Source organism: Bacillus subtilis subsp. subtilis str. 168 (assembly GCF_000009045.1).
Classification (GTDB): domain Bacteria; phylum Bacillota; class Bacilli; order Bacillales; family Bacillaceae; genus Bacillus; species Bacillus subtilis.
Genome location: NC_000964.3, coordinates 3,310,295 through 3,335,002, shown reverse-complemented (window position 1 = coordinate 3,335,002; position 24,708 = coordinate 3,310,295). Strand labels below are relative to the sequence as shown.

Sequence of the window (24,708 nt, the reverse complement as noted above, 5' to 3'; positions counted from 1 at the left end):
CGGGCTTCCTTCTTAACTCCCCCTATACACCTGATAACCAAACGGCGACAGCAAGAGCGGGATATGATAATGTGCATCTGGATCTGCTAGCTGAAAACGGACGGTGACGATGGTTAAAAACGGCTGATCGGCTGCGTTCATGTTTTTACTCGCAAAATAGTCTCCTGCATGAAATTCCATCACATACTCTCCTGACATCAGCTCTTCACCAGCCAGCAGAGGGACATCGACCCTGCCGTCATTGTTAGTGTATACCTCTTTCATAATACTTTCGCCCAGCCGCTTCAATCCAATTTTTACGTTCGCCGCTGGTTTGCCGCAGGTTAAATCTAAAATATGGGTTGTCAGTTTTCCCATCAGGCTTTCAGGCTCCGACATTTTTCAGCGGCTTTCTGTTTTTCTTTCTCGGCGTCTTCTCTTGTCACGGTAAAATGTTGGAAACCGTATGGCGGGCGCGGTTCGGTGTAGACTTTTCCTTTTGAGCCCGGGATTTCTTCGACAACCGTATCCCACGTGTGATTTTGAGATTGGAAGCTGACATCAGTGAGCTGCGGGAACCTCGCTAATATTCTGCAGCCGATATGATAGATTAGGTTTTGGATTGAAGGGGTTTCGAGCTCGTGAAAAACGGTGCTCGCTAAGTCGCGGACTTGTTCAGCCGCAACGTAGCGTGCTGGATCAGAAGCGTATGAGTCATTTGTATTTTCATATTGCCAGCTGATGTTTAAATAGACAAACAGCGGGCGGTTGCCGTCTTCCGGGAGAGTCGTATATTCGTCCCGGATGAAGCCGACGAAGGAGTTGCCGCTCACCTTGACGAGCTGAAGATCCATGATTTCGCTGTATTGCTCTGTAATCGTTATGGTATTCCCGCTTCGTTCTGCTTTCAGCACAGAGCGGCTTCGTTCATTACGCGATCTTCTGAAGACGAGGCGGCTTGTGCTGAGCTCTTTCTCCTCGTATGCAGGCATTGCTTCAAACGGAATGTCTTCGCCAGTCAGAGTGATCGTGTCCATATGAGAATAGGTATCTAAAAATCGGTGAGCTACATAGTGTAGGAACCCCTCGGTTGTCGTTCCTTCATAGGATGCGAGATGGCGCTGGATAAAGTTTTTCATTGAATCCGTTGCCACGACGAGAGTGTTGTCTCCGTCTGTAAATGATGGCAGGAAGGCTTCTCCGCCAATTTCGCATGTCACATCAACGCCGACAACGGTATTATCTCTTCCGGCAAAAGATGATTCCGGGATTTGCTTCACTCCAGTGAGCGGTTTTAAATACGTTCGGTATGCAAATACATTTCCTTTGCCATAAGACATGGTTCTTTTCATTTGCGTCTCTCCTTTTTCAGTGATGATGTCAGCCAGACGAAAGCGGGCGATTCGGTAAATTTCTATAAGGGCCTGCTGGAACTCCGTTTCTCGTTCGCTCTCAAGCCTTGCCAGCAGGGCTTGGTGAATGTCCTGTTTCGTCTTTCCCTTCACCGCTAAAATAAAAGGAAAGCCGAAGCGATCATAATAGTGTTCATTCAGCATGAGAAACTCCTCGTATTCCTGCTGTTCTAATTTGCCGAGCCCTGCGTTCTGCTGCTCTCGTACCGAGTCATCGCTCATTGTTTTCTTTGTTCCGAGCCGGGGATGCTTTTTGATTAAATCAAGCTGTGTCTCGCGATCCGCAGCTTTTACAATGCCAGTCATTTTGCGGTGAAGATCAGAAAGGGACGAAAACGGCCGTAGTGCTGCGGATCTCTCCGCAATCCATGAAGAGTGTTCAAAAATAGAGCCAAGTGTGTCTGTCAGTGTTTGTGTGTCCATTTGGTTCAGGTCATCCATTGTGAACATTGGCATCTTCCTTTACGTTTTTATGTCTGCGCTATTCGGCTGTTTGGTTTGAAAAAAAGCGTGCAGTGCAATGGCCGTCAAACTGCCGATCACAATTCCGCTTCCTGCCAAGACAGAGGCCGCGCCCGAAAGAGATGAAAACAACGCGGGAACTGTTGTAGCGCCAAGCCCCAAGCTGACGGAAGAGGCGATAATCAGCAGGTTGCCTTGCGAATCAAGGTCAACGCTGGATAGCATTTTGATCCCGTAAGAAATGACCATGCCGAACATGACGATCATTGCGCCGCCGAGAACTGGGGTGGGGATCACTGTTGTCAGGGCCGCTGCTTTTGGAACCAGCCCGATCGCGACCAGTATGATTCCTGTGATGGCGATGACGTTGACACTTTTCATCTTTGAGAGCTGAACGATGCCGACATTCTGCGAGAAAGCTGTATAGGGAAACGCGTTAAATAAGCCGCCCAGCAAAATCGCAAGGCCTTCTGCCCGGTAGCCTTTTTCCAGATCCTTCTCCGACAGCCTGCGGTTTGTGATATCAGCGAGGGCAAAATAAACGCCTGTCGATTCAACGAGGCTGACAATTGCAACGAGAAGCATCGTGACAACAGCCGGCAGCTCAAAGGTTGGCGGTCCGAAATAAAACAGAGACGGAACATGAAGCCAAGACGCCTCCAAAACCTCAGAAAAATCGACCTTTCCCATGAAATATGCAGCCGCTGTTCCTGCGATAAGACCGAGTAAAATCGCTATGGAGCGGATAAAGCCTTTAAAGAAATAAAACAGCAATAAGATAAAAGCTGTGACGCCAAACCCGAGGAGCACGTTGTCGAGTGAGCCGAATTCTTTGCTTCCTTCACCTCCGGCCAGGTTATTCATTGCCGTTGGAATCAGGCTGATGCCGATGATCATGACGACTGATCCGGTTACGACAGGCGGAAAAAAACGGACAAGCTTCCCGAAGAAGCCCGCGGCTAAGACGACAATCAGTCCTGCGGCGATAATGGCACCATATATCGCTGGGACACCGTAAGTGCTTCCGATGGAAATCATCGGGCCGACTGCGGTAAACGTGCATCCGAGCACAACGGGAAGGCCGATGCCGAAATATCGGTTTCTCCAGAGCTGCAAAAGAGTTGCCGCCCCGCACATAAACAAATCAATCGCGATTAAATACGTCAGCTGCCCCGCATTCAGCCCGATCGCTGCTCCGACGATCAACGGAACGAGAATGGCTCCCGCATACATGGCAAGCATGTGCTGAAGCCCCAGCATCATTAGCTGTAAGGCATTGTGCTGTTCCTTCATCTTTTTTACACCTCTTTTTCTAATGCGAGTGTATGTTCTAATACCGGAAGTTCTGTTTGCTGTGCTGTTAATTCTTTTTTGTCGCGCAAGCTGAAAAATAGATTCAAAAAGATGGCGGTTAGGCTTCCGGTGATGGTGCCGTCACTGACCAGAATCCGGATCGGAGCGGGGAATTCAGCAAAAATCCCGGGGGCCGTGCTGGCGCCGATGCCGAGTGCGATTGAGCATGCGATGGTCAGGAGGTGGTATTGATTTTTGAGATCCGCTGTGCTGAGCATTTTGACGCCGGAGGCAATCACCATGCCGAACATGACGACGGTCGCGCCGCCAAGTACAGCAGCAGGAACGGCAGATGCAAGGGCGGCAATCTTCGGAATCAGTCCGAGACAGACAAGGATACAGCCTGCGGTAACGACGATGTTTCTTGTTTTCACTTTGGTCAGCTGCAATAAGCCGGCGTTTTGCGCAAAGGTATTATAAGGAAAGGCATTGAACAGCCCGCCGATGAGAATGGCGATTCCTTCCGCTCGATAGCCTTTGACGAGATCTTTGTCAGTTAAAGGTCTGCCGCATATCTTTCCGATTGCGTAAAAAACGCCGGTTGATTCCACAATAATGACGATTCCGACGATCAGCATCGTTAAGATCGGACCGATTTCAAACGCAGGGGCTCCGAAGTAAAAAGGCTTCGGGATTTGGAAGAACGGTGCTTCTGTAACAGAAGAAAAGCTGACTTTGCCCATGATCGCTGCTGCCGCTGTTCCGGCGGCGATGCCGATCAGAACGGACAGTGTTCGGGCAAATCCTTTGAGAAAGCGGTTGAGGACTAAGATCAGAACAAGGACACCGACAGAGAGAAGAAGGTTTTCGAGCGAACCGTATTCGGGGTTGGCGCTGCCGTTTATTTTTTCGCCGCCAGCCATATTTTTCACACCTGTCGGAACAAGTGAAAGGCCGATCAAGGTCACAACGGTACCTGTTACGACAGGAGGAAATAACACAGTCAGCTTGCCGAAAAAACGCGCAAACAAAAAGATGAACACACCGGCCGCAATGATGGAACCATAAATCGCGTGAATGCCGTAATTGCTGCCGATTGCAATCATTGGGGTGACGGCCACAAATGAACTGCCAAGCATGACGGGAAGCCCGATGCCGATGTATGTTCCGCGCAAGGTTTGCAAAAGCGTAGCGACGCCGCATGTTAACAGGTCAATCGCCAATAGGTAGGACAGCTGTTCAGTTGTTACATTCAGCGCCCTGCCGACAAGCAGGGGCACCAAAATCGCACCTGCATACATGGCGAGCACATGCTGCAGGCTAAGTGTAAACACCTTAAACGATCTTTTTTTCACTATAGTCCCTCCCTGTATGTGAACTTTAGTAACATAATATCGTTCCGGTCGAGGGGTGTCATTGGATACAGTAGCTGAAAAAGACAGGTGTGATTGCTGAAAGTGACGAAAAACGATTCGTTTTGTAAGAAAATGTAACAAACTTTAGCTGATCAGCCGCTGCATACGTAATGCAAGCCGCAAACGCATCGTTGTTTCAGGATCTTTTAAGCTTTTCCCCAGAAGCTCTTCGCATTTTTCAAGGCGGTATATGACCGTATTGCGATGAACGTACAGACGCTTTGCCGTCTCTGAAATTTGGCAGTGTGTCTCTAAATAGACGGAAAGCGTATGAAGCAGGCTTTGATCCTCCTGCTGTTTTTCAGCGAGGCTCTGAAGCGTGGAGTTGTAAAATTTCTTCAAATCCTCAACTGGGAGCAAGCGCAGAAGCTCAGGCACATCTTTGGCGTGATACACCTGGATAAATGCGGTGCTTCTTGACAAATGCCCCGATTGCAGAGCATCAGAAGCTTCTGTGAAAGCGTCGGGAACATCAATGAGCTTTTGGCAGATATTGCTGATGCCAAAGGACACGGTTCGTTTAAATTGAGCGCTGACCTGTGTTTGAAACTGTTCTAAAAAGCTGATCACCGAGGCGTGCATTTCACTCCAGCTGTCTGTCGCCTCGATTAGAATAATGCCGACATTTCCTTTCATAAAGAAGTGAGGTGGAAACGGGAAGGCTGATAATTCACCTTCAAGAAATTCGAATACGCTGTCGGAAGCGAGCTGATTTTCTGTAAAGCTGATTGATTCGTCATTGCGATCGAGTTTGCCGGCGATGCACATGTATTTTTGATCCCAGCGCAGCTTGAATTCTTTCGCCCGGTTTTTGATTTCGTCATCTGAAGAAAAGGTCCGCTCAATAAAATTGTTGAAAAACTCATTGCGGGCCCGCCGGCTGAACTGCTTCAGCGCATTTTCCTTCAGCAGTTCAAAGGAAATGACGTTGGCCGCTTGTTCAATCGTGAGGATCAATCCTTTGTCGCCTGCCTGCACCATGTCGGGTATCAGCAGGTAGCCGCAGTTTTTTTCGTGATTATAAATAGGCAGGACAGAATATGTTTTCTGATCTGAGATTGTAGAGAAACAAGTGAAAAATGGCCCGGATACGGTATTCAGGGTGCCTTTCAGCTTTTCGGTCTCAACTGAAATCTGATGAGACGCAGACAGCATTTTGGCATGCTGGTCAAGCAGCAGCACGGGAAGCTGAAGGATGTCTGACACCTTTTTGAGGAGGGATTGCAGCCCCTTGCCGCTCATAATGTGGTTTGTGAATTTTTTGTGCGCGTAAATGGCTTGCTGCAGCTCGTTAGAACGCATATCGAGAATATGGCTGAGTGTGGCATTCACAATATCGCCGAGTCGGATGTGTTCCGGAAGCTCAATGATCGGAAACGCATATGAATCGGCCAGTTCGATGATTTCCTTCGGGATATCTTCCAGATAGCGCTTTGTTTTAATGCCGAGGCCCGCGCAGCCGCGTTTTGCCATTTGCCGAATCAGTTCAGATAATTGATGCGGGTGATCCTTCAGGTGATAGGCGGTGGTGACGAGCAATTCATTCTTATGCAAAAAGTCTACGATATCCGGAGCGTCCATCATATTGACATGCTGAACCTCTCTTTCCCCTCCTGCTTTTCCAGCGATTAAATTGGCGTTTTCAAAAGCCGGTATTTTCATCACATCAAGAATATTCATAGCGCATTCTCCTTTTCTATAAAAACATTGGTTAAGGTGAATAATTTTCAATAGGAATTCTAGCGGTTTTGCTGATGTAATACGATCATAGTAGCAGTAAACTGTTGAAAATAGAACTGGTTGTGTTACATAAACTGACATGGAAAATCGTCATCCTGACATGGGGGGATCAATATGGCTTACGATATGGTGATAAAAGGTGCGAAGGCAGTTACGCCAGATGGCGTTATAGAAGCTGATATTGTAGTTCAAAACGGTGTCATTGCCGAGATAGGTTCTGACATTGAAGCAAGCGGGACGGAAATCATCCAGGCAGACGGGAAATACGTGTTTCCTGGTGTGATAGATTGCCATGTTCATTTTAATGAACCGGGCAGGGAGGATTGGGAGGGGTTTGAAACAGGTTCTCAAATGATGGCCGCAGGCGGTTGCACTACCTATTTTGATATGCCGCTCAACTGTATTCCATCAACCGTGACGGCAGAGCATCTTCTCGCAAAAGCTGAGCTAGGCAGGCAAAAATCTGCCGTGGATTTTGCGCTATGGGGCGGCCTTGTGCCAGGCCATATCGAGGACATCCGTCCGATGGCTGAAGCGGGAGCGATCGGGTTTAAAGCGTTTTTATCAAAGTCAGGCACTGATGAGTTCCGCTCTGTTGATGAACGGACATTGCTCAAAGGCATGGCAGAAATCGCGGCTGCAGGAAAAATCCTCGCTCTCCACGCGGAAAGCGACGCGATCACAAGCTACTTGCAGATGGTTTTGGCCAATAAAGGAAAGGTGGATGCGGATGCGTACGCCGCCTCCCGCCCGGAGGAAGCAGAAGTTGAAGCGGTGTATCGCACGATTCAGTATGCGAAGGTGACAGGCTGTCCGGTTCATTTTGTCCATATCAGCACGGCGAAAGCGGTCCGGCTGATCAGAGAGGCGAAACAGGAAGGTCTTGATGTTTCGGTTGAAACATGTCCGCATTATGTCTTGTTCAGCCATGACGATTTACGGCAAAGGGGCTCTGTCGCAAAATGCGCGCCTCCGCTCCGGTCACGGCAATCAAAAGAGACGCTGATCGAGACGCTCATTGCCGGGGACATTGACATGGTTTCCTCAGACCATTCCCCTTGCCGTCCATCCTTGAAGCGGGAGGATAACATGTTTTTATCATGGGGCGGAATCAGCGGCGGGCAGTTCACTTTATTAGGAATGCTGGAACTGGCGCTTGAGCATCAGATTCCATTTGAAACCATCGCAGAATGGACAGCGGCGGCCCCTGCAAAACGATTCGGCCTTCAGAAAAAAGGGCGGCTTGAGGCGGGGTGTGATGCAGATTTCGTGCTCGTCAGCATGGAGCCGTACACTGTTACAAGAGAATCGATGTTTGCAAAGCATAAAAAAAGCATTTACGAAGGACATACATTTCCCTGCAGCATTTCGGCCACTTACAGCAAAGGCCGGTGCGTGTACAATGATGGGGAAAAAGTCACTGAAATTGACGGAGCTCTGGTCGTTCCTTCGTAAGCCCGGCGGATTTTACCGCCGGGTTTTTTGATTTCCTCCGTTCTAGTTTTTAAAATCTCATCAACGTGGTATCTTTTTTTAAAGGAGGCGGAGGCAATGGAGCATGTCAAATACATACTTAAGCAATCCTGGTCGCGCCATTCGAGCTCTAAATGGACGGAAGAATGCCCGTCATGCGGCCAATGCGGCGTGACGGCATTGGTGATTCAAGACCATTTCGGCGGCACGATTTTCAAAACAAGAGTCGATGAGAGCTGGCATTTTTATAACAGCATCAATGGTGTGGTGTACGATTTTACGAGTGAGCAGTTTCAGGCGCCTATTGAATATCAGCACATTCCTTCCTCAAGAGAAGAGGCGTTTTTAGATACGAATGAGGAACAATATCAGCATTTGCGTGAGGCATTTTCCCGCCATATGAACAGCATTTCCGAGGAAACCTGAAAACACGTGTGATAAACTGGAAGAGAGGTGAATGAGTGTGATTTATATCGGACTGACGGGATGGGGGGATCATGACAGCATCTATCCGCCGAAAACGGCCAGCCAGAAAAAATTGCAGGCCTATTCCTCCCATTTTCCGATCGTGGAATTAGACGCGAGCTTTTACGCGATTCAGCCGGCGCGCAATAATGAAAAGTGGGTGAAGGAAACGCCCGAAACCTTCCAATTTATCGTGAAAGCATATCAGGGCATGACAGGGCATCAGCGCGGCGAAATTCCCTTTGACTCAAAAGAGGAGATGTTTGATGCGTTTAAGGTGTCTTTAACGCCATATTTACATAGCAATAAGCTCGCCATGGTGCTGTTTCAATTTCCGCCGTGGTTTGACTGCAAGAAGGAGAATGTCGCCTATTTGAGATGGTGTAAGCACCAAATGGGAGATATTCCTTGCGCGCTTGAATTCAGAAACCGTTCCTGGTTCTCGCCGCCATTTTATGAGCAGACGCTTTCATTTATGAAAGCGGAAGGCTGGATTCACAGTGTCTGTGATGAACCGCAAATCGGAGAAGGCAGCGTTCCGACCGTGTTGCGCGCGACCGATGAAAACAAAACGCTCGTCAGGTTTCACGGACGCAACAAGCAGGGCTGGATGAAGCCTGATGGCGGGAAAAACTGGCGGGAGGTCAGGTACTTATACCGCTACAACCAACAGGAGCTGGAGGATTGGAAAAAGCACCTGAATGAATTGCAGCAGCAATGTAAGGATGTTTTTGTCCTGTTCAACAACAATTCCGGCGGTGACGCTGCGGATAATGGCAAGCAGATGCTTGAACTGCTTGATATCGAGTACAGCGGACTTGCTCCGAGACAGCTCGATTTATTTTAGAAAAGAGGTTTTGATTGATGTCGTTTGTGATTTTGGTCGTACTGGGATTAATCGCAGGTACGGTAGGAAGTCTGATCGGGCTTGGCGGCGGAATTGTCATTGTGCCATCTCTGATGTTTTTAAGCACAGTGACGCAGCTGTTTCAGGATGTGACGCCGCAGGTTGCGATTGGAACTTCGCTTTTGGTCATTATTTTTACGGGCCTTTCTTCAACTTTGGCTTATATTAAATATAAAACAGTTGATTATAAGAGCGGACTCATTTTCTTTATCGGTTCGGGTCCCGGCAGCATGATCGGGGCTTACGTGTCAAAGCTGTTCAATTCAAACTCGTTTTCCGTTTGGTTTGGCATTTTTATGATTCTGATTTCATTATCCTTAATGCTGAAAGCGAAAGCCCGGCCAATCAACAAAGCGCACAAAGGAATTATCCGGACATTTCAGGATGATGCCGGTGAGCCTTATACGTACTCATATCAGGCCTCTGTCGGTATTGCCATTGCCTTTGTTGTCGGTTTTTTAGGCGGACTTTTCGGTATAGGCGGCGGATCACTGATGGTTCCGGCGATGATGCTGTTATTTCTGTTTCCGCCGAAGGTTGCGGTGGCAACGTCCATGTTTATTATTTTCCTGTCTTCTATGACAGGGTCTGTTTCACATATGATTTCCGGGCACGTCAATTGGCTGTACGCCCTCGCGCTTGTGCCCGGCGCTTGGTTCGGCGGAAAGCTTGGCGCCGCCATCAACAGAAAAATGCAGACGAAAACGATCGTTATGATCATGCGGATCGTATTGATTTTGATCGGCTGCCAGCTCATTTATGAAGGCATTTTCAGCTGAACGATTAGGGAGAGATATTATGAAGGAGAAGCTCCGCTTATATCATACAAATGATTTGCACAGCCATTTTGAAAACTGGCCGAAAATTGTAGATTATATCGAGCAGAAAAGAAAAGAGCATCAGTCAGACGGCGAAGAGACGCTCGTTTTTGATATTGGCGATCATCTTGATCGTTTTCAATTCGTGACAGAGGCGACATTCGGAAAAGCGAATGTCGATCTCTTAAACCGCCTTCACATTGATGGAGCGGCGATCGGCAATAACGAAGGGATTACGCTTCCGCATGAAGAGCTTGCTGCCTTATATGATCATGCTGAATTTCCTGTCATCGTCTCTAACCTGTTTGATAAAAATGGAAACCGTCCGTCCTGGGCGGTGCCTTACCATATCAAATCATTGAAAAACGGTATGTCCATTGCTTTCTTAGGTGTAACTGTGCCGTATTATCCTGTATATGACAAGCTGGGATGGACAGTTACGGATGCCCTTGAAAGCATAAAGGAAACCATTCTGGAAGTGAAAGGGCAGGCTGATATTATCGTTCTGCTGTCACATTTAGGCATTCTTGATGATCAAGCAGTGGCTGAAGCGGTGCCTGAGATTGATGTAATCCTCGAATCACATACCCATCATTTGCTCGAAGATGGACAAGTGGTTAATGGGGTACTGCTGGCCAGCGCCGAGAAATACGGGCATTATGTCGGCTGTGTAGAAATCACGGTGGACAGCGTACAGCGAAGCATCAACAGCAAAACGGCTTCTGTGCAGAACATGGCGGAATGGACAGGAGAATCCGCAGAAACTAAAGCGTTTCTCAATGAAAAAGAACGTGAAGCCGAGGAGAAACTGTCCGATGCCGTTGCAGAGCTTGCACAAGATGCTGAGGTGAAGTGGTTTGAAGAATCAGAGCTGCCTTTGCTTTTGGCATACGCCTTAAAGGAATGGTGCGAGACGGACATCAGTATGGTCAATTCAGGTGTCATTCTCGGTCCGCTAAAAGCAGGTCCTGTGACAAAGCTGGATCTGCACCGCATCTGTCCGCATCCGATCAACCCGGTGGCTGTCCGCCTGACGGGAGAAGAACTGAAGGAAACCATTGTCCATGCCGCTTCCGAACAAATGGAGCAGCTCCGGATCAAAGGACTCGGCTTCCGCGGAGAAGTGATGGGGAAAATGGTGTATGCCGGCGTTGAGGTAGAAACGAAACGGCTCGATGACGGGATCACCCACGTCACTCGGATCACACTGAACGGGGAAGATATTGAAAAACATAAACAATACTCCGTTGCGGTGCTTGATATGTTTACGCTCGGCAAACTGTTTCCGTTGATTCGCGACGCTGCAGAAAAAGAATATTTTATGCCGGAATTTTTGCGGGATCTGCTTGCTTGGAAGCTTGCACAATAAGGCAGTCAGCCCACAACAAGCTGTGCCCTTCATCATAAAGTGATGAATGAAGGGAGTGGTTGACGTGGTAAACCTGACACCGATCATGATAGAAGGACAGCCTTTTACAGCTGTGACAGTAAAGCTTCCCAAAACGAATTTTATGGCCGTCGCCAATGATCACGGATACATTATGTGCGGCGCGCTTGATGTGGCGCTGCTGAATGAAAAATTAAAGGAGCGCGGCATCGTGGCGGGACGCGCAGTTGGTGTCCGCACCATTGACCAGCTGTTAGACGCACCTTTAGAATCCGTCACGTACGCTGCGGAAGATCTTGGCATCAAAGTCGGCATGAGCGGCAGAGAAGCGCTTTTAAAAATGATGAAATAAAATAAATTGGCCCCGGCTATTACTATGTCCCCTCTTACAAGCATACATTGTGATATGTAAGGGGGGATTTTCTTGCCAAGATATCGCGGCCCTTTTCGCAAGAGAGGACCTTTGCCTTTCCGTTACGTGATGCTCCTGTCCGTTGTCTTTTTTATCCTGTCAACAACGGTCAGCCTTTGGATGATCAATGGCTCGATCAAACCTGTTTTAATGGACATCGGCGAGATGGAAACGAAGCGTATAGCGACAGAGGTGATCCAGGATTCGATTGAGGACTATATGTCTGACAGTGAAAATATGAAAGATATGTTTCAAATGAATTCTGATGAAAACGGAAACTTAACGACAATCGATTTTAATACACAGGTTGTAAACAGTGTGAAAACAAAAGTGACAAAGCAGCTTCAGGCTCATTTGAAAGAGATGGAAACCCATACCGGACACAGCGGCGCCAGTGAAAACATTATGATCAACATTCCGCTGGGACAGGTAACCGGCAACAGCCTTCTTGGAAACCTCGGGCCGAAAATCCCGGTCCGGTTCAATTTAATCGGTGACGCTTTTACAGATGTCAAAACCAAAATCAAGCCGTATGGCATAAATAACGCACTTATTGATATCAGCATCTTTGTCGAAATTAAAGTGAAGGTCATCATTCCATTTGCCAGCAAAACCGCTGTCGTCACAAATAATGTTCCTGTATCGATTAAAGCAGTGCAGGGCGAAGTGCCGCAGTTTTATAATGGAAGCGGCGGCTCGGGTGTCACGCCTTCTGTCCAGCTTCCGAGCAGCAAAGAAAACGGTGCCGATTCAAAAAAAGAAAAAAGCAGCAAATAAGCCGCCTGTTGAAGAGGCGGCTTTTTGTTACTTCTTTTTTTGGTATTCATATCGCTCCCACGCCCTCAAATGCGGGTATGGATCAAATGACCATTCGGTTCTTCCGTTATCTTTGTACATGCCATAGTGCAGATGCGGCGGGAACTTCCCGGCGGTTCCCGGCGGGCCGTATCCGGAGCTGCCGACTGATCCGATCACTTGGCCAGGCTCAACGATTTGTCCTGTTTTAATCCCTTTGGCAAACCCATTGAGATGGGCAAAATAATGATACGTATTGTTAATGTCCCTGATGCCGATTCTCCATCCTCCGAAGCGGTTCCAGCCCTTCATTTCAACTACGCCGTAACATGTGGATTTGACAGGAAGGCCGTAATGGGCAAAGATATCCGTACCTTCATGAATCCGCCTTCCACCGAAGCCGCGGGCATCTCCCCACGTGCTTCGGTAGCTGTAATCGGTTCTGATCGGAAGCGGGAATGCATGCTCGCCCAGATCAATATGGCCGTAGGCTTTAAACAGCTTCATGAATTCAGATATAATCCCCACTGTCTGATCACGCCGGTAATAATTCCAAAGCCCGATCCGGATGTTGTCTTCATCTGTGCCATACGACAGTAAGTATTGGCTGAACGTATACAAGATATCTTCATCGTTGCTGACCTCGGCTTTCCCGTCTCCATCGCCATCCATTCCGATTCCGTCAAACACTTTAATGCTTAACGGCGCATCGTCTTTCGGATTCGGGTTTTCAGGCCCGCTCCAGATATCATCGGGTATATAGATGCTGATGATTCCCGCCTTTTCAGGCAGATCTTTCCGGTTGCTCCGCACGTTTTCTTCGTATTGATCAACAGCGGCGAGCGCATACCAAGGGATCTGCGTCACAGCTTCGATTTTATGATATAATTCCATCCGTTTCGACAGCACTGGATCTGAAAGTTTTTTTCCAGACGCAGAAGGCTCAAATGCAAACAAAAGGAGAAGAAGAGCGGATAACAAAACTTTCACAAAATAATCTCCTTTCATATTGAATACACATAGTTTGCGGCAACCCGGCTTAAAAATGTCAGTAATCATCTTCCCTTGTCGAGAAATTTTTCCTATGTTAAAGTGTCTAAAGAAAAGACTTTCTTTAGTTAGAAAAACATTATTTTTGTTGCAGAACTAAAACCTGCACCTTTCTCGTTTTCAGAATGTTTCGTGTCAGAAATTGAGTATATTGGATATTGGAGATGATGGGAATTGGCAAAGAAAGACGAACACCTCAGAAAGCCCGAATGGCTTAAAATTAAATTAAATACAAATGAAAACTATACAGGGCTCAAAAAACTCATGCGGGAAAACAACCTGCATACCGTATGCGAAGAAGCAAAGTGTCCGAATATTCATGAATGCTGGGCGGTCAGACGTACAGCGACATTTATGATTTTAGGTTCTGTTTGTACAAGAGCATGCCGTTTCTGTGCTGTCAAAACAGGCCTTCCAACTGAGCTTGATCTGCAAGAGCCGGAACGCGTAGCGGATTCAGTCGCGCTTATGAATTTGAAACACGCGGTCATTACGGCTGTTGCGCGTGACGATCAGAAAGATGGCGGGGCAGGCATTTTCGCGGAAACTGTCCGTGCGATCCGCAGAAAAAGCCCGTTCACAACAATTGAGGTGCTGCCGTCTGATATGGGCGGAAACTACGATAACCTAAAAACCTTGATGGATACACGCCCAGACATCCTGAATCACAATATCGAAACGGTTCGCCGCCTGACGCCAAGAGTCCGCGCGCGTGCGACGTACGACCGTTCATTGGAATTTTTGCGCCGTGCGAAGGAAATGCAGCCTGACATTCCGACAAAATCAAGTATCATGATCGGACTCGGCGAAACAAAAGAAGAGATTATTGAAGTAATGGACGACCTCTTGGCGAACAACGTGGATATTATGGCAATCGGCCAATATCTGCAGCCGACGAAGAAACACTTGAAAGTCCAAAAATACTACCATCCTGATGAATTTGCAGAATTAAAAGAAATCGCGATGCAAAAAGGCTTCAGCCATTGTGAAGCCGGTCCGCTTGTCCGTTCCTCTTACCATGCGGATGAACAAGTAAACGAAGCATCTAAAAAGCGTCAAGCACAAGCATAATGCCAAAACGCCAGATCATCTGGCGTTTTTGTCATTCCTATCGATTTTCATGTCCTGACGCGTTTCTCCATTGGCATTTTCATTCTCTGAGACAGGGCTTCCTTGCGGGGAGGTTTTCATTTCTTGAATCGTCCCCGACATGATCTCTCTAATATCCCTTGAACCAGAGCCGAGATTGCTGTAATTTTCGACGGATTGCATATGGTTTGGATTATCGGAAATATACACGTGATAGTATCGCGGTATCACAGAAGCCGCTGTTTTTTTCACCTGATCGGCGGTCAGCTCCCGGTTTTTAGAATCGGTTTTGTATACGACAAGCGCTTCTCGGTCAGTCACCAATGTCGCAGCATCTTGAATATGGGGGAGCTGAACCGTTAAACTTGATATCATGTGAGCGGTTTCTTCCCGGTTCATCACCGGCGTTTTCTGCTGTTCTCCGTCAAATTGTTCTTTTTGATAGCGGACATAGCCAAATTGTTCGTTCTCATTATGCCTGTTAAAAGCCTCGTTGCGGTCCGACACATGAATGGGTTTGGTTTGATTCTGCGTCTGATTCCGGACATTTTGGGCATTATCCAATCCTGCGCCTCCGCACCCGGATAATAGTCCGGTCAGCAGGCAGAGGCTGACAGCGGTTCGTTTCATTTATCAATCCCTCCTCATGTGTAGGGTAGCCAAATCGCATGATTTATTCTTTAGCAATTGATGGGGACGGGGCAATGAATTATGATAGGAATGAGTGAAAAAAGAGGTGAGATCATGATTCTTATTCAAAATGCCGAATTTGAATTGGTGCACAATTTCAAAGACGGCTTCAACGAAGAGGCTTTTAAAGCCCGCTACTCCGATATATTAAATAAATACGATTATATTGTGGGAGACTGGGGATACGGTCAGTTAAGGCTCAAGGGCTTCTTTGACGACCAGAATCAAAAGGCAACCTTCGAAACGAAAATCAGCACATTAGATGAATATATTTACGAATACTGCAATTTCGGCTGTGCGTATTTTGTCTTGAAACGGATCAGAAAATAAATATACACAAAGGGGATGCTGTCATGTATTTTGTTGACAGAAGCAAAATCGAAAAAACACTAGGGTTCTTCGAGCACCAGCTGGCGCTATTTGACTCACAAACAGACTGGCAGTCTGAAATCGGGGAATTGGCACTTCAGCGTATAGGCCATCTGTTAATCGAATGCATTTTGGATACAGGCAATGACATGATTGACGGCTTTATTATGCGGGACCCGGGCAGCTATGACGACATTATGGATATACTTGTTGATGAGAAAGTTGTCACGGAAAAAGAGGGTGATGAGCTCAAAAAATTGATCGCCTACCGCAAAACGTTGGTTCAACAGTATCTGCTCGCTGACAGCGGCGAGCTTTACAGGCTGATCAAGGCGCATCAAACAGCTCTTCAGGACTTCCCGAAACGGATCAGAAGCTATTTGGAAACAGAGCTAGGACCTGTTTCCGCGTTTAAATAACAACTGGAAAGCCACAGGAGTGTTGGATATGAAAACATATAAAGGGTATTTAATTGATTTAGACGGAACGATGTACAATGGCACGGAAAAAATCGAGGAGGCGTGTGAATTTGTCAGAACGCTGAAAGATCGCGGCGTTCCTTATCTTTTCGTGACAAACAACTCTTCGCGCACACCGAAGCAGGTAGCGGACAAGCTCGTGTCTTTTGATATTCCGGCAACAGAAGAGCAGGTCTTCACGACCAGCATGGCAACTGCCCAGCACATTGCACAGCAGAAAAAAGACGCGTCTGTGTATGTGATTGGGGAGGAAGGAATCCGCCAGGCGATTGAAGAAAACGGCCTGACATTTGGCGGAGAAAACGCGGATTTTGTCGTTGTTGGCATCGACCGTTCCATTACATACGAAAAATTTGCTGTTGGCTGCCTGGCAATCAGAAATGGCGCCCGCTTTATTTCCACTAACGGAGATATTGCGATTCCGACTGAAAGAGGGCTCCTGCCGGGAAACGGCTCACTGACATCGGTGTTAACCGTATCTACAGGTGTACAGCCTGTATTTATCGGCAAGCCGGAATCAATTATTATGGAGCAGGCGATGCGCGTTCTCGGCACAGATGTGTCTGAAACACTCATGGTCGGCGACAACTACGCCACTGATATTATGGCCGGCATTAACGCGGGTATGGATACGCTGCTCGTTCACACAGGCGTAACGAAAAGAGAACATATGACAGACGATATGGAAAAACCGACTCACGCCATTGACTCTCTGACTGAATGGATTCCATACATTTGAAAAAAGGGCGCCCTAAAAGGGTGCCCTTATTCTGTATGCCGCGCGCGGTGAGCAAGTCTGCTTGAAGCCGCGGCGGAAATCGCTCCGACGATGTCATCTAAAAAGGTATGGCATTCACCGGTTGATTTATCATTCAATCGTTTAAGGATTCCGGGTTTTTCTTTGTCGATGTAACCGTAGTTCGTAAACCCGATCGATCCGTAAATGTTCACAATGGAAAATGCCAGAACTTCATCTACTCCATATAGGCTTTCATCTATTTCCAGCATCGTTTGCAGCGGTTCAGACAATTTTTTCTGCTCAGCAAGAACATCCAATTCAATGCCCGTTAAAATCGCGTTTTGCACCTCGCGTTTTGCGAGAACACGATTGACGTTCAGCGTGCATTCATCAATGGTTAAATCCGGATGATATTTTTTCTGCAGAAAAAAGACAAGCTCGGCAATGTCTGATACCTCAACGCCGCGCTCCTTCATCCGTGCTCTTGCTTTAGCTTCCATCTGACTGAATTGTTCGTTTTCTGACATCAGCTTCACCCAATCTTTTTTACTAGTTTATACAAAATGCTTGAGAAGTTTACGACTTTTTCTTGCGCCTTCTTCGGATTAAAATATGTATTCATAATTCCGGCTGTGTATGACTACGATGTGATGAGCCCTAATTCAACAGGCAGGTGATCATGGTGAAAGGTACAATAAAAGAAAAATACGGCATTCACATCAGGCAGCTTTCCATGTACCAGCACACATATCAATGCTTTCAGACGCCTAATTCATACTTTCTGATTGTCCCCGTTTCCCAATTCTCAGAAACAGAGCTGGCGGAGCTTTATTACATGAGTCAGTATTTACAAGAACAAAGTGACCCATACGTTTCGGTTTTTATCTTTACAAAAGAAGGTGAACTGACATTTGAACATGAGGGAAAAACGTACGCTCTGCTGAAGGCGGCCCCCCCTTATTCAAACAGGGCGTTCTCCATTGGAGCGGAGCTTGCGGAATTTCACCGAAAAGGCCGAGGATATCCATATGAGGTGAAGGCGGCCGGAAGAATCGGCCAGTGGAAGGATCTGTGGGGAAAACGAATTGATCAGCTGGAAGCATTTTGGCAGAGAAAGGTTCAGACCCCTCCGCATGAGCCATTCGATAAAAAAATGATCGAATCATTTCCATATTATTTAGGACTGTCAGAAAACGCGATACAATATTTAGTGGACACTGAGCTGGATGACAAGCCCCAAGCCGCTGATTCAGGAACGATATGCCATCAGCGGATGGAAAGGCATACATGGTCACCGGAATCATTGATCAGGATTCCGGCGGATTGGGTGTTTGACCACGCTTCCCGTGATTTGGCTGAATATATGAGGCATACGTTTTTGCATCACAGACAAGATTTTAATCAGCAGGGCTTTCTCTTTTTACAGGAATACGAGCAAGTCACACCGCTGTCTTCATTTTCGAAACGCCTTTTATACAGCCGTCTGCTTTTCCCGCTTCATTATTTTGAAATCGTAGAAAGCTATTACATGTCATCAGAATCAGAAAAGCATTATTTTGAAGAACAGCTTGACTTCATTCTTAATGACTGTGGGCGTTATGAACAATTTCTCAATACAGCGCAGGAATTCATGAATATGCGGGCGCAGAAGCTGTTTGTTCCACGCGTCAGCTGGCTCGGCAAAGGCAGCTCAAGGTGAGGAGAAAATCTGACAAAAATAATTAGAAAATAAAGAATCTTGTCATATCAATGCGTTAAGCGTTTACATTCGCAAAATTCAGCCTAATGATGTCTTGTCAAAACAGGAGCGGGCTTATATAATGTTTGTAACTTATATGTCTGTGTTGAGTTAACAATTGTCTTTTCCAAGAGGACAATCAAAAGAAAGGTGGAGTTTTTTTGAAAGCGATTCGTGTAGGGCTTTTAGGTTTAGGTACCGTCGGAAGCGGTGTCGTTAAAATTATTCAAGACCATCAGGATAAGCTTATGCATCAGGTCGGCTGTCCGGTTACGATAAAAAAAGTGCTTGTAAAAGATTTAGAGAAAAAGAGAGAAGTAGATTTGCCGAAGGAAGTGCTCACGACAGAAGTGTATGATGTCATTGATGATCCAGATGTTGATGTCGTCATCGAGGTGATCGGCGGCGTTGAACAGACAAAACAATATTTGGTCGACGCGCTGAGATCGAAAAAGCATGTTGTCACAGCAAACAAGGACTTAATGGCTGTGTACGGCTCCGAGCTGCTTGCCGAAGCGAAGGAAAATGGATGCGATATCTACTTTGAAGCCAGTGTTGCCGGCGGGATTCCGATTCTGCGCACGTTAGAGGAAGGCCTCTCATCAGATCGAATTACAAAAATGATGGGAATTGTGAACGGCACAACAAACTTTATCTTAACCAAAATGATCAAAGAGAAAAGCCCATACGAGGAAGTGCTCAAGGAAGCGCAGGATCTCGGTTTTGCCGAAGCTGATCCGACTTCTGACGTGGAAGGGCTTGACGCCGCACGGAAAATGGCGATATTGGCGCGCCTCGGCTTCTCGATGAACGTGGATCTGGAAGACGTCAAAGTAAAGGGGATCTCCCAAATTACAGACGAGGACATCAGCTTCAGCAAACGCCTCGGCTATACAATGAAGCTGATCGGGATTGCTCAGCGTGACGGCAGCAAAATCGAGGTCAGCGTACAGCCGACACTGCTTCCTGACCATCATCCGCTTTCTGCTGTTCATAATGAGTTTAACGCTGTTTATGTATACGGCGAGGCTGTCGGTGAGACGATGTTCTACGGGCCGGGAGCCGGAAGCATGCCGACAGCGACATCCGTTGTTTCTGACCTCGTCGCTGTCATGAAAAATATGCGCCTAGGTGTAACCGGCAACAGCTTTGTCGGACCGCAATATGAGAAAAACATGAAATCGCCGTCTGACATTTATGCACAGCAGTTTTTAAGAATTCATGTAAAAGATGAGGTTGGTTCATTCTCGAAAATTACATCTGTGTTCTCAGAGCGGGGCGTGAGCTTTGAAAAAATCCTTCAGCTGCCAATTAAAGGCCATGATGAGTTAGCTGAAATCGTAATTGTCACACATCATACATCAGAAGCTGATTTCAGTGATATCCTGCAAAACCTAAATGATTTGGAAGTCGTTCAAGAAGTCAAAAGCACATATCGTGTAGAAGGGAACGGTTGGAGCTAATGTGGAAAGGACTTATCCATCAATATAAAGAATTTTTACCTGTAACAGATCAAACACCGGCGCTAACTTTACATGAAGGAAACACACCTCTTATTCACCTGCCGAAGCTGTCTGAGCAGCTCGGAATTGAGCTTCATGTCAAAACGGAAGGCGTCAATCCTACGGGATCATTTAAAGATCGCGGAATGGTTATGGCTGTGGCAAAGGCAAAAGAAGAAGGCAATGACACGATTATGTGCGCGTCAACAGGTAACACTTCCGCTGCTGCGGCAGCATATGCAGCCCGTGCTAACATGAAATGCATTGTCATCATCCCGAACGGAAAAATTGCATTTGGAAAACTCGCTCAAGCTGTCATGTACGGAGCCGAGATTATCGCAATTGACGGAAACTTTGACGATGCGCTTAAAATTGTCCGTTCCATCTGTGAGAAATCACCGATTGCCCTTGTCAACTCAGTCAACCCTTACCGCATTGAAGGCCAAAAAACTGCTGCCTTCGAAGTGTGCGAACAGCTGGGGGAAGCGCCTGATGTTTTAGCGATCCCGGTCGGAAATGCTGGAAACATCACTGCGTACTGGAAGGGCTTCAAGGAATATCATGAGAAAAACGGCACAGGCCTTCCGAAAATGCGCGGCTTTGAAGCTGAGGGTGCGGCGGCAATCGTGCGCAATGAAGTGATTGAAAATCCGGAAACAATAGCGACAGCCATTCGTATCGGAAACCCGGCAAGCTGGGACAAAGCTGTAAAGGCAGCCGAGGAATCCAATGGGAAAATTGACGAAGTCACTGATGATGAAATCCTTCACGCATATCAGCTGATCGCCCGTGTAGAAGGCGTGTTTGCAGAACCAGGTTCTTGCGCGTCTATCGCAGGAGTGCTGAAACAGGTGAAATCCGGAGAAATTCCGAAAGGCAGCAAGGTCGTAGCTGTGTTAACAGGAAACGGACTGAAAGATCCGAACACAGCGGTCGACATTTCAGAAATCAAGCCTGTCACATTGCCGACTGATGAAGACAGCATCCTTGAATATGTAAAAGGAGCGGCCCGTGTATGAACGAAGCCGACATGCTGTTCTCTGTCACTGTTCCCGGAAGCACAGCTAACCTAGGCCCCGGCTTTGATTCAGTCGGAATGGCGCTCAGCAGATATTTGAAGCTGACCGTCTTTGAAAGCGACAAATGGTCTTTTGAGGCTGAAACAGAAACAGTCGCCGGAATTCCGGCGGGTACAGATAACCTGATCTACCAAGTGGCTAAACGGACCGCAGATTTGTACGGAAAAGAAATGCCTCCTGTCCATGTGAAGGTGTGGAGCGACATCCCGCTTGCACGCGGCCTTGGCAGCAGCGCCGCAGCGATTGTAGCGGCCATTGAACTGGCTGATGAATTATGCGGCTTAAAGCTGTCTGAAGCGGACAAGCTGCATTTAGCGAGTCTAGAAGAAGGACACCCGGACAATGCTGGCGCTTCTCTCGTCGGCGGACTTGTGATCGGCCTGCATGAGGATGACGAGACCCAAATGATCCGCGTCCCGAATGCTGACATTGACGTAGTCGTTGTCATTCCTTTTTATGAAGTGCTGACAAGAGACGCGAGAGACGTGCTTCCGAAGGAGTTTCCATATGCCGATGCCGTAAAAGCAAGTGCTGTCAGCAATATCCTCATTGCTGCGATCATGTCCAAGGATTGGCCGCTTGTCGGGAAAATCATGAAGAAGGATATGTTCCATCAGCCGTACCGGGCGATGCTTGTGCCTGAGCTGTCAAAAGTAGAGCACGTCGCCGAGATGAAGGGCGCATATGGAACGGCTCTCAGCGGAGCAGGCCCAACGATTCTCGTCATGACCGAAAAAGGAAAGGGAGAAGAGCTAAAAGAACAGCTCGCGCTTCATTTCCCTCATTGTGAAGTAGACGCTTTGACCGTTCCGAAAGAGGGAAGTATAATAGAGCGAAATCCTTTATATCAAGTAAAAAGTGTATAGATCATGCCAAGCGTTCCTCAGCGTCAGCGGAGGGCGCTTTTTTTTGCTGGAGATAAAGGAGTTTTTATTTAGAAAAACGAAATACATGTAAAAAGGAGGAGATGAATATGAAAAAGCTGATAACCGCAGACGACATCACAGCGATTGTCTCTGTGACCGATCCTCAATACGCCCCAGACGGTACCCGTGCCGCATATGTAAAATCACAAGTAAATCAAGAGAAAGATTCGTATACATCAAATATATGGATCTATGAAACGAAAACGGGAGGATCTGTTCCTTGGACACATGGAGAAAAGCGAAGCACCGACCCAAGATGGTCTCCGGACGGGCGCACGCTTGCCTTTATTTCTGATCGAGAAGGCGATGCGGCACAGCTTTATATCATGAGCACTGAAGGCGGAGAAGCAAGAAAACTGACTGATATCCCATATGGCGTGTCAAAGCCGCTATGGTCCCCGGACGGTGAATCGATTCTGGTCACTGTCAGTTTGGGAGAGGGGGAAAGCATTGATGACCGAGAAAAAACAGAGCAGGACAGCTATGAACCTGTTGAAGTGCAAGGCCTCTCCTACAAACGGGACGGCAAAGGGCTGACGAGAGGTGCGTATGCCCAGCTTGTGCTTGTCAGCGTAAAGTCGGGTGAGATGAAAGAGCTGACAAGTCACAAAGCTGATCATGGTGATCCTGCTTTTTCTCCTGACGGCAAATGGCTTGTTTTCTCAGCTAATTTAACTGAAACAGATGATGCCAGCAAGCCGCATGATGTTTACATAATGTCACTGGAGTCTGGAGATCTTAAGCAGGTTACACCTCATCGCGGCTCATTCGGATCAAGCTCATTTTCACCAGACGGAAGGTATCTTGCTTTGCTTGGAAATGAAAAGGAATATAAGAATGCTACGCTCTCAAAGGCGTGGCTCTATGATATCGAACAAGGCCGCCTCACATGTCTTACTGAGATGCTGGACGTTCATTTAGCGGATGCGCTGATTGGAGATTCATTGATCGGTGGTGCTGAACAGCGCCCGATTTGGACAAAGGACAGCCAAGGGTTTTATGTCATCGGCACAGATCAAGGCAGTACGGGCATCTATTATATTTCGATTGAAGGCCTTGTGTATCCGATTCGTCTGGAAAAAGAGTACATCAATAGCTTTTCTCTTTCACCTGATGAACAGCACTTTATTGCCAGTGTGACAAAGCCGGACAGACCGAGTGAGCTTTACAGTATCCCGCTTGGACAGGAAGAGAAACAGCTGACTGGCGCGAATGACAAGTTTGTCAGGGAGCATACGATATCAATACCTGAAGAGATTCAATATGCTACAGAAGACGGCGTGATGGTGAACGGCTGGCTGATGAGGCCTGCACAAATGGAAGGTGAGACAACATATCCACTTATTCTTAACATACACGGCGGTCCGCATATGATGTACGGACATACATATTTTCATGAGTTTCAGGTGCTGGCGGCGAAAGGATACGCGGTCGTTTATATCAATCCGAGAGGAAGCCACGGCTACGGGCAGGAATTTGTGAATGCGGTCAGAGGAGATTATGGGGGAAAGGATTATGACGATGTGATGCAGGCTGTGGATGAGGCTATCAAACGAGATCCGCATATTGATCCTAAGCGGCTCGGTGTCACGGGCGGAAGCTACGGAGGTTTTATGACCAACTGGATCGTCGGGCAGACGAACCGCTTTAAAGCTGCCGTTACCCAGCGCTCGATATCAAATTGGATCAGCTTTCACGGCGTCAGTGATATCGGCTATTTCTTTACAGACTGGCAGCTTGAGCATGACATGTTTGAGGACACAGAAAAGCTCTGGGACCGGTCTCCTTTAAAATACGCAGCAAACGTGGAGACACCGCTTTTGATACTGCATGGCGAGCGGGATGACCGATGCCCGATCGAGCAGGCGGAGCAGCTGTTTATCGCTCTGAAAAAAATGGGCAAGGAAACCAAGCTTGTCCGTTTTCCGAATGCATCGCACAATTTATCACGCACCGGACACCCAAGACAGCGGATCAAGCGCCTGAATTATATCAGCTCATGGTTTGATCAACATCTCTAATAAAAAAGCCAGGCTGATCAAATATCAGCCTGGCTGCTTTATTAAAAGACTTGTTCTACTTCAACGACACCCGGCACTTCTTCAAGAAGAGCGCGCTCAATTCCGGCTTTCAACGTAATTGTTGAACTTGGGCAGCTGCCGCATGCGCCTAGAAGACGAAGCTTAACGATACCTTCATCTACGTCTACAAGCTCACAGTCACCGCCGTCACGAAGTAAAAACGGACGAAGTTTGTCCAGTACTTCCTGCACCTGTTCTTTCATTTCAACTTCAGTCATGACATTCGCTCCTTTCGTCGTCATAAAACCATTATATTCAGTGTAACAATAAAAATCTATTGTTTGGTTTGCAAAGTTGCTTTCCCTATTATAGCACATTCAGACTTCAACACAAAAACGGTTTTTTTCTATAAAAACGCCCTTAGGCTCTGTATACTTAAAAGAAAGGACTTACATAGGAGAAGGGGGC

General features: G+C 47.2%; 25 protein-coding genes. 16 read left to right on the top strand and 9 right to left on the bottom strand.

Annotation, left to right across the window (positions count from 1 at the left end; genetic code table 11):
- Positions 1-12 precede the first annotated feature (12 nt).
- The 5 genes from pucM to pucR form a co-directional block, all read right to left on the bottom strand.
- Complete coding sequence (pucM, locus tag BSU_32460; protein NP_391126.2) at positions 13-357, bottom strand: 5-hydroxyisourate hydrolase; also uricase subunit; 345 nt, start codon at positions 355-357, stop codon at positions 13-15.
- Positions 357-1,841, bottom strand: a complete 1,485-nt coding sequence (gene pucL / locus BSU_32450; protein ID NP_391125.1) for a urate oxidase with peroxide reductase N-terminal domain — start codon at positions 1,839-1,841, stop codon at positions 357-359. The genes pucM and pucL overlap by 1 nt, the downstream gene beginning before the upstream one ends.
- A 12-nt stretch (positions 1,842-1,853) precedes the next feature.
- Positions 1,854-3,146 (bottom strand): uric acid permease subunit, encoded by a 1,293-nt coding sequence (gene pucK, locus BSU_32440; protein NP_391124.1) that lies wholly within the window; start codon positions 3,144-3,146, stop codon positions 1,854-1,856.
- A 5-nt stretch (positions 3,147-3,151) separates the two neighbouring features.
- Entirely contained in the window at positions 3,152-4,501 is a 1,350-nt protein-coding gene (gene pucJ, locus BSU_32430) for a uric acid permease (RefSeq protein ID NP_391123.1), read from the bottom strand.
- A 144-nt stretch (positions 4,502-4,645) separates the two neighbouring features.
- Complete coding sequence (pucR, locus tag BSU_32420) at positions 4,646-6,241, bottom strand: transcriptional regulator of the purine degradation operon (RefSeq protein ID NP_391122.1); 1,596 nt, start codon at positions 6,239-6,241, stop codon at positions 4,646-4,648.
- Between the two features lie 174 nt (positions 6,242-6,415).
- Here pucR and pucH point away from each other — a divergent pair, with 174 nt between their 5' ends.
- The 7 genes from pucH (at position 6,416) to fisB (ending at position 12,540) form a co-directional block, all read left to right on the top strand.
- Positions 6,416-7,756: an allantoinase gene (pucH, locus tag BSU_32410; RefSeq protein ID NP_391121.1), complete on the top strand. Its 1,341-nt coding sequence runs from the start codon at positions 6,416-6,418 to the stop codon at positions 7,754-7,756.
- A gap of 96 nt (positions 7,757-7,852) precedes the next feature.
- Positions 7,853-8,200 (top strand): hypothetical protein, encoded by a 348-nt coding sequence (gene yunG / locus BSU_32400; RefSeq protein ID NP_391120.1) that lies wholly within the window; start codon positions 7,853-7,855, stop codon positions 8,198-8,200.
- 37 nt (positions 8,201-8,237) lie between these two features.
- Entirely contained in the window at positions 8,238-9,086 is an 849-nt protein-coding gene (yunF, locus tag BSU_32390) for a hypothetical protein (RefSeq protein NP_391119.2), read from the top strand.
- A gap of 17 nt (positions 9,087-9,103) precedes the next feature.
- Positions 9,104-9,925: a putative transporter gene (gene yunE / locus BSU_32380; RefSeq protein NP_391118.1), complete on the top strand. Its 822-nt coding sequence runs from the start codon at positions 9,104-9,106 to the stop codon at positions 9,923-9,925.
- A gap of 19 nt (positions 9,926-9,944) precedes the next feature.
- Entirely contained in the window at positions 9,945-11,333 is a 1,389-nt protein-coding gene (gene yunD, locus BSU_32370) for a putative nuclease/nucleotidase/phosphoesterase (RefSeq protein ID NP_391117.1), read from the top strand.
- A gap of 64 nt (positions 11,334-11,397) precedes the next feature.
- Positions 11,398-11,703: a hypothetical protein gene (gene yunC / locus BSU_32360; RefSeq protein ID NP_391116.1), complete on the top strand. Its 306-nt coding sequence runs from the start codon at positions 11,398-11,400 to the stop codon at positions 11,701-11,703.
- 72 nt (positions 11,704-11,775) lie between these two features.
- Positions 11,776-12,540, top strand: coding sequence for a protein required for membrane fission during spore formation (gene fisB, locus BSU_32350; RefSeq protein NP_391115.1), 765 nt, complete (start codon positions 11,776-11,778; stop codon positions 12,538-12,540).
- Positions 12,541-12,567: 27 nt separating this feature from the next.
- On the opposite strand, the gene lytH is transcribed toward fisB, so the two are convergent.
- Positions 12,568-13,548, bottom strand: coding sequence for a sporulation-specific L-Ala-D-Glu endopeptidase (gene lytH, locus BSU_32340; protein ID NP_391114.2), 981 nt, complete (start codon positions 13,546-13,548; stop codon positions 12,568-12,570).
- A gap of 234 nt (positions 13,549-13,782) precedes the next feature.
- Between lytH and lipA the strand changes: the two genes are divergently transcribed.
- Positions 13,783-14,679, top strand: a complete 897-nt coding sequence (gene lipA, locus BSU_32330; protein ID NP_391113.2) for a lipoyl synthase (lipoic acid synthetase) — start codon at positions 13,783-13,785, stop codon at positions 14,677-14,679.
- Positions 14,680-14,694: 15 nt separating this feature from the next.
- Here lipA and yutC read toward each other — a convergent pair whose 3' ends face one another.
- Positions 14,695-15,327: a putative sporulation-related lipoprotein gene (yutC, locus tag BSU_32320; RefSeq protein NP_391112.1), complete on the bottom strand. Its 633-nt coding sequence runs from the start codon at positions 15,325-15,327 to the stop codon at positions 14,695-14,697.
- Between the two features lie 114 nt (positions 15,328-15,441).
- On the opposite strand from yutC, the gene yutD reads away from it, so the two are divergent.
- The 3 genes from yutD to nucF are packed head-to-tail and all read left to right on the top strand — an operon-like array spanning position 15,442 to position 16,974.
- The gene (gene yutD / locus BSU_32310; protein ID NP_391111.2) at positions 15,442-15,717 is read left to right on the top strand and encodes a hypothetical protein; all 276 of its coding nucleotides are present in this window, start codon (positions 15,442-15,444) and stop codon (positions 15,715-15,717) included.
- Positions 15,718-15,740: 23 nt separating this feature from the next.
- The gene (gene yutE, locus BSU_32300; protein NP_391110.1) at positions 15,741-16,175 is read left to right on the top strand and encodes a hypothetical protein; all 435 of its coding nucleotides are present in this window, start codon (positions 15,741-15,743) and stop codon (positions 16,173-16,175) included.
- A gap of 28 nt (positions 16,176-16,203) precedes the next feature.
- On the top strand, positions 16,204-16,974 hold the full coding sequence (nucF, locus tag BSU_32290) for a 5' nucleotidase, promiscuous (RefSeq protein ID NP_391109.1): 771 nt from the start codon (positions 16,204-16,206) through the stop codon (positions 16,972-16,974).
- A gap of 26 nt (positions 16,975-17,000) precedes the next feature.
- On the opposite strand, the gene yutG is transcribed toward nucF, so the two are convergent.
- Positions 17,001-17,501, bottom strand: a complete 501-nt coding sequence (gene yutG, locus BSU_32280; protein ID NP_391108.1) for a putative phosphatidylglycerophosphatase — start codon at positions 17,499-17,501, stop codon at positions 17,001-17,003.
- Positions 17,502-17,653: 152 nt separating this feature from the next.
- Here yutG and cotNH point away from each other — a divergent pair, with 152 nt between their 5' ends.
- From cotNH to yuxL, 5 genes are all read left to right on the top strand, one after another.
- Positions 17,654-18,673 (top strand): spore coat-associated protein, encoded by a 1,020-nt coding sequence (gene cotNH / locus BSU_32270; RefSeq protein NP_391107.1) that lies wholly within the window; start codon positions 17,654-17,656, stop codon positions 18,671-18,673.
- A gap of 200 nt (positions 18,674-18,873) precedes the next feature.
- Positions 18,874-20,175, top strand: a complete 1,302-nt coding sequence (gene hom, locus BSU_32260) for a homoserine dehydrogenase (RefSeq protein NP_391106.1) — start codon at positions 18,874-18,876, stop codon at positions 20,173-20,175.
- Positions 20,175-21,233 (top strand): threonine synthase, encoded by a 1,059-nt coding sequence (gene thrC / locus BSU_32250; RefSeq protein NP_391105.1) that lies wholly within the window; start codon positions 20,175-20,177, stop codon positions 21,231-21,233. The genes hom and thrC overlap by 1 nt, the downstream gene beginning before the upstream one ends.
- Positions 21,230-22,159, top strand: coding sequence for a homoserine kinase (gene thrB / locus BSU_32240; RefSeq protein NP_391104.1), 930 nt, complete (start codon positions 21,230-21,232; stop codon positions 22,157-22,159). The genes thrC and thrB overlap by 4 nt, the downstream gene beginning before the upstream one ends.
- A gap of 107 nt (positions 22,160-22,266) precedes the next feature.
- On the top strand, positions 22,267-24,240 hold the full coding sequence (gene yuxL, locus BSU_32230) for a putative acylaminoacyl-peptidase (protein NP_391103.2): 1,974 nt from the start codon (positions 22,267-22,269) through the stop codon (positions 24,238-24,240).
- A 41-nt stretch (positions 24,241-24,281) separates the two neighbouring features.
- On the opposite strand, the gene yutI is transcribed toward yuxL, so the two are convergent.
- A complete protein-coding gene (gene yutI, locus BSU_32220; RefSeq protein ID NP_391102.1) occupies positions 24,282-24,617 on the bottom strand; it encodes a putative iron-sulfur scaffold protein in 336 nt (111 codons plus the stop codon).
- Between the last annotated feature and the right edge of the window lie 91 nt (positions 24,618-24,708).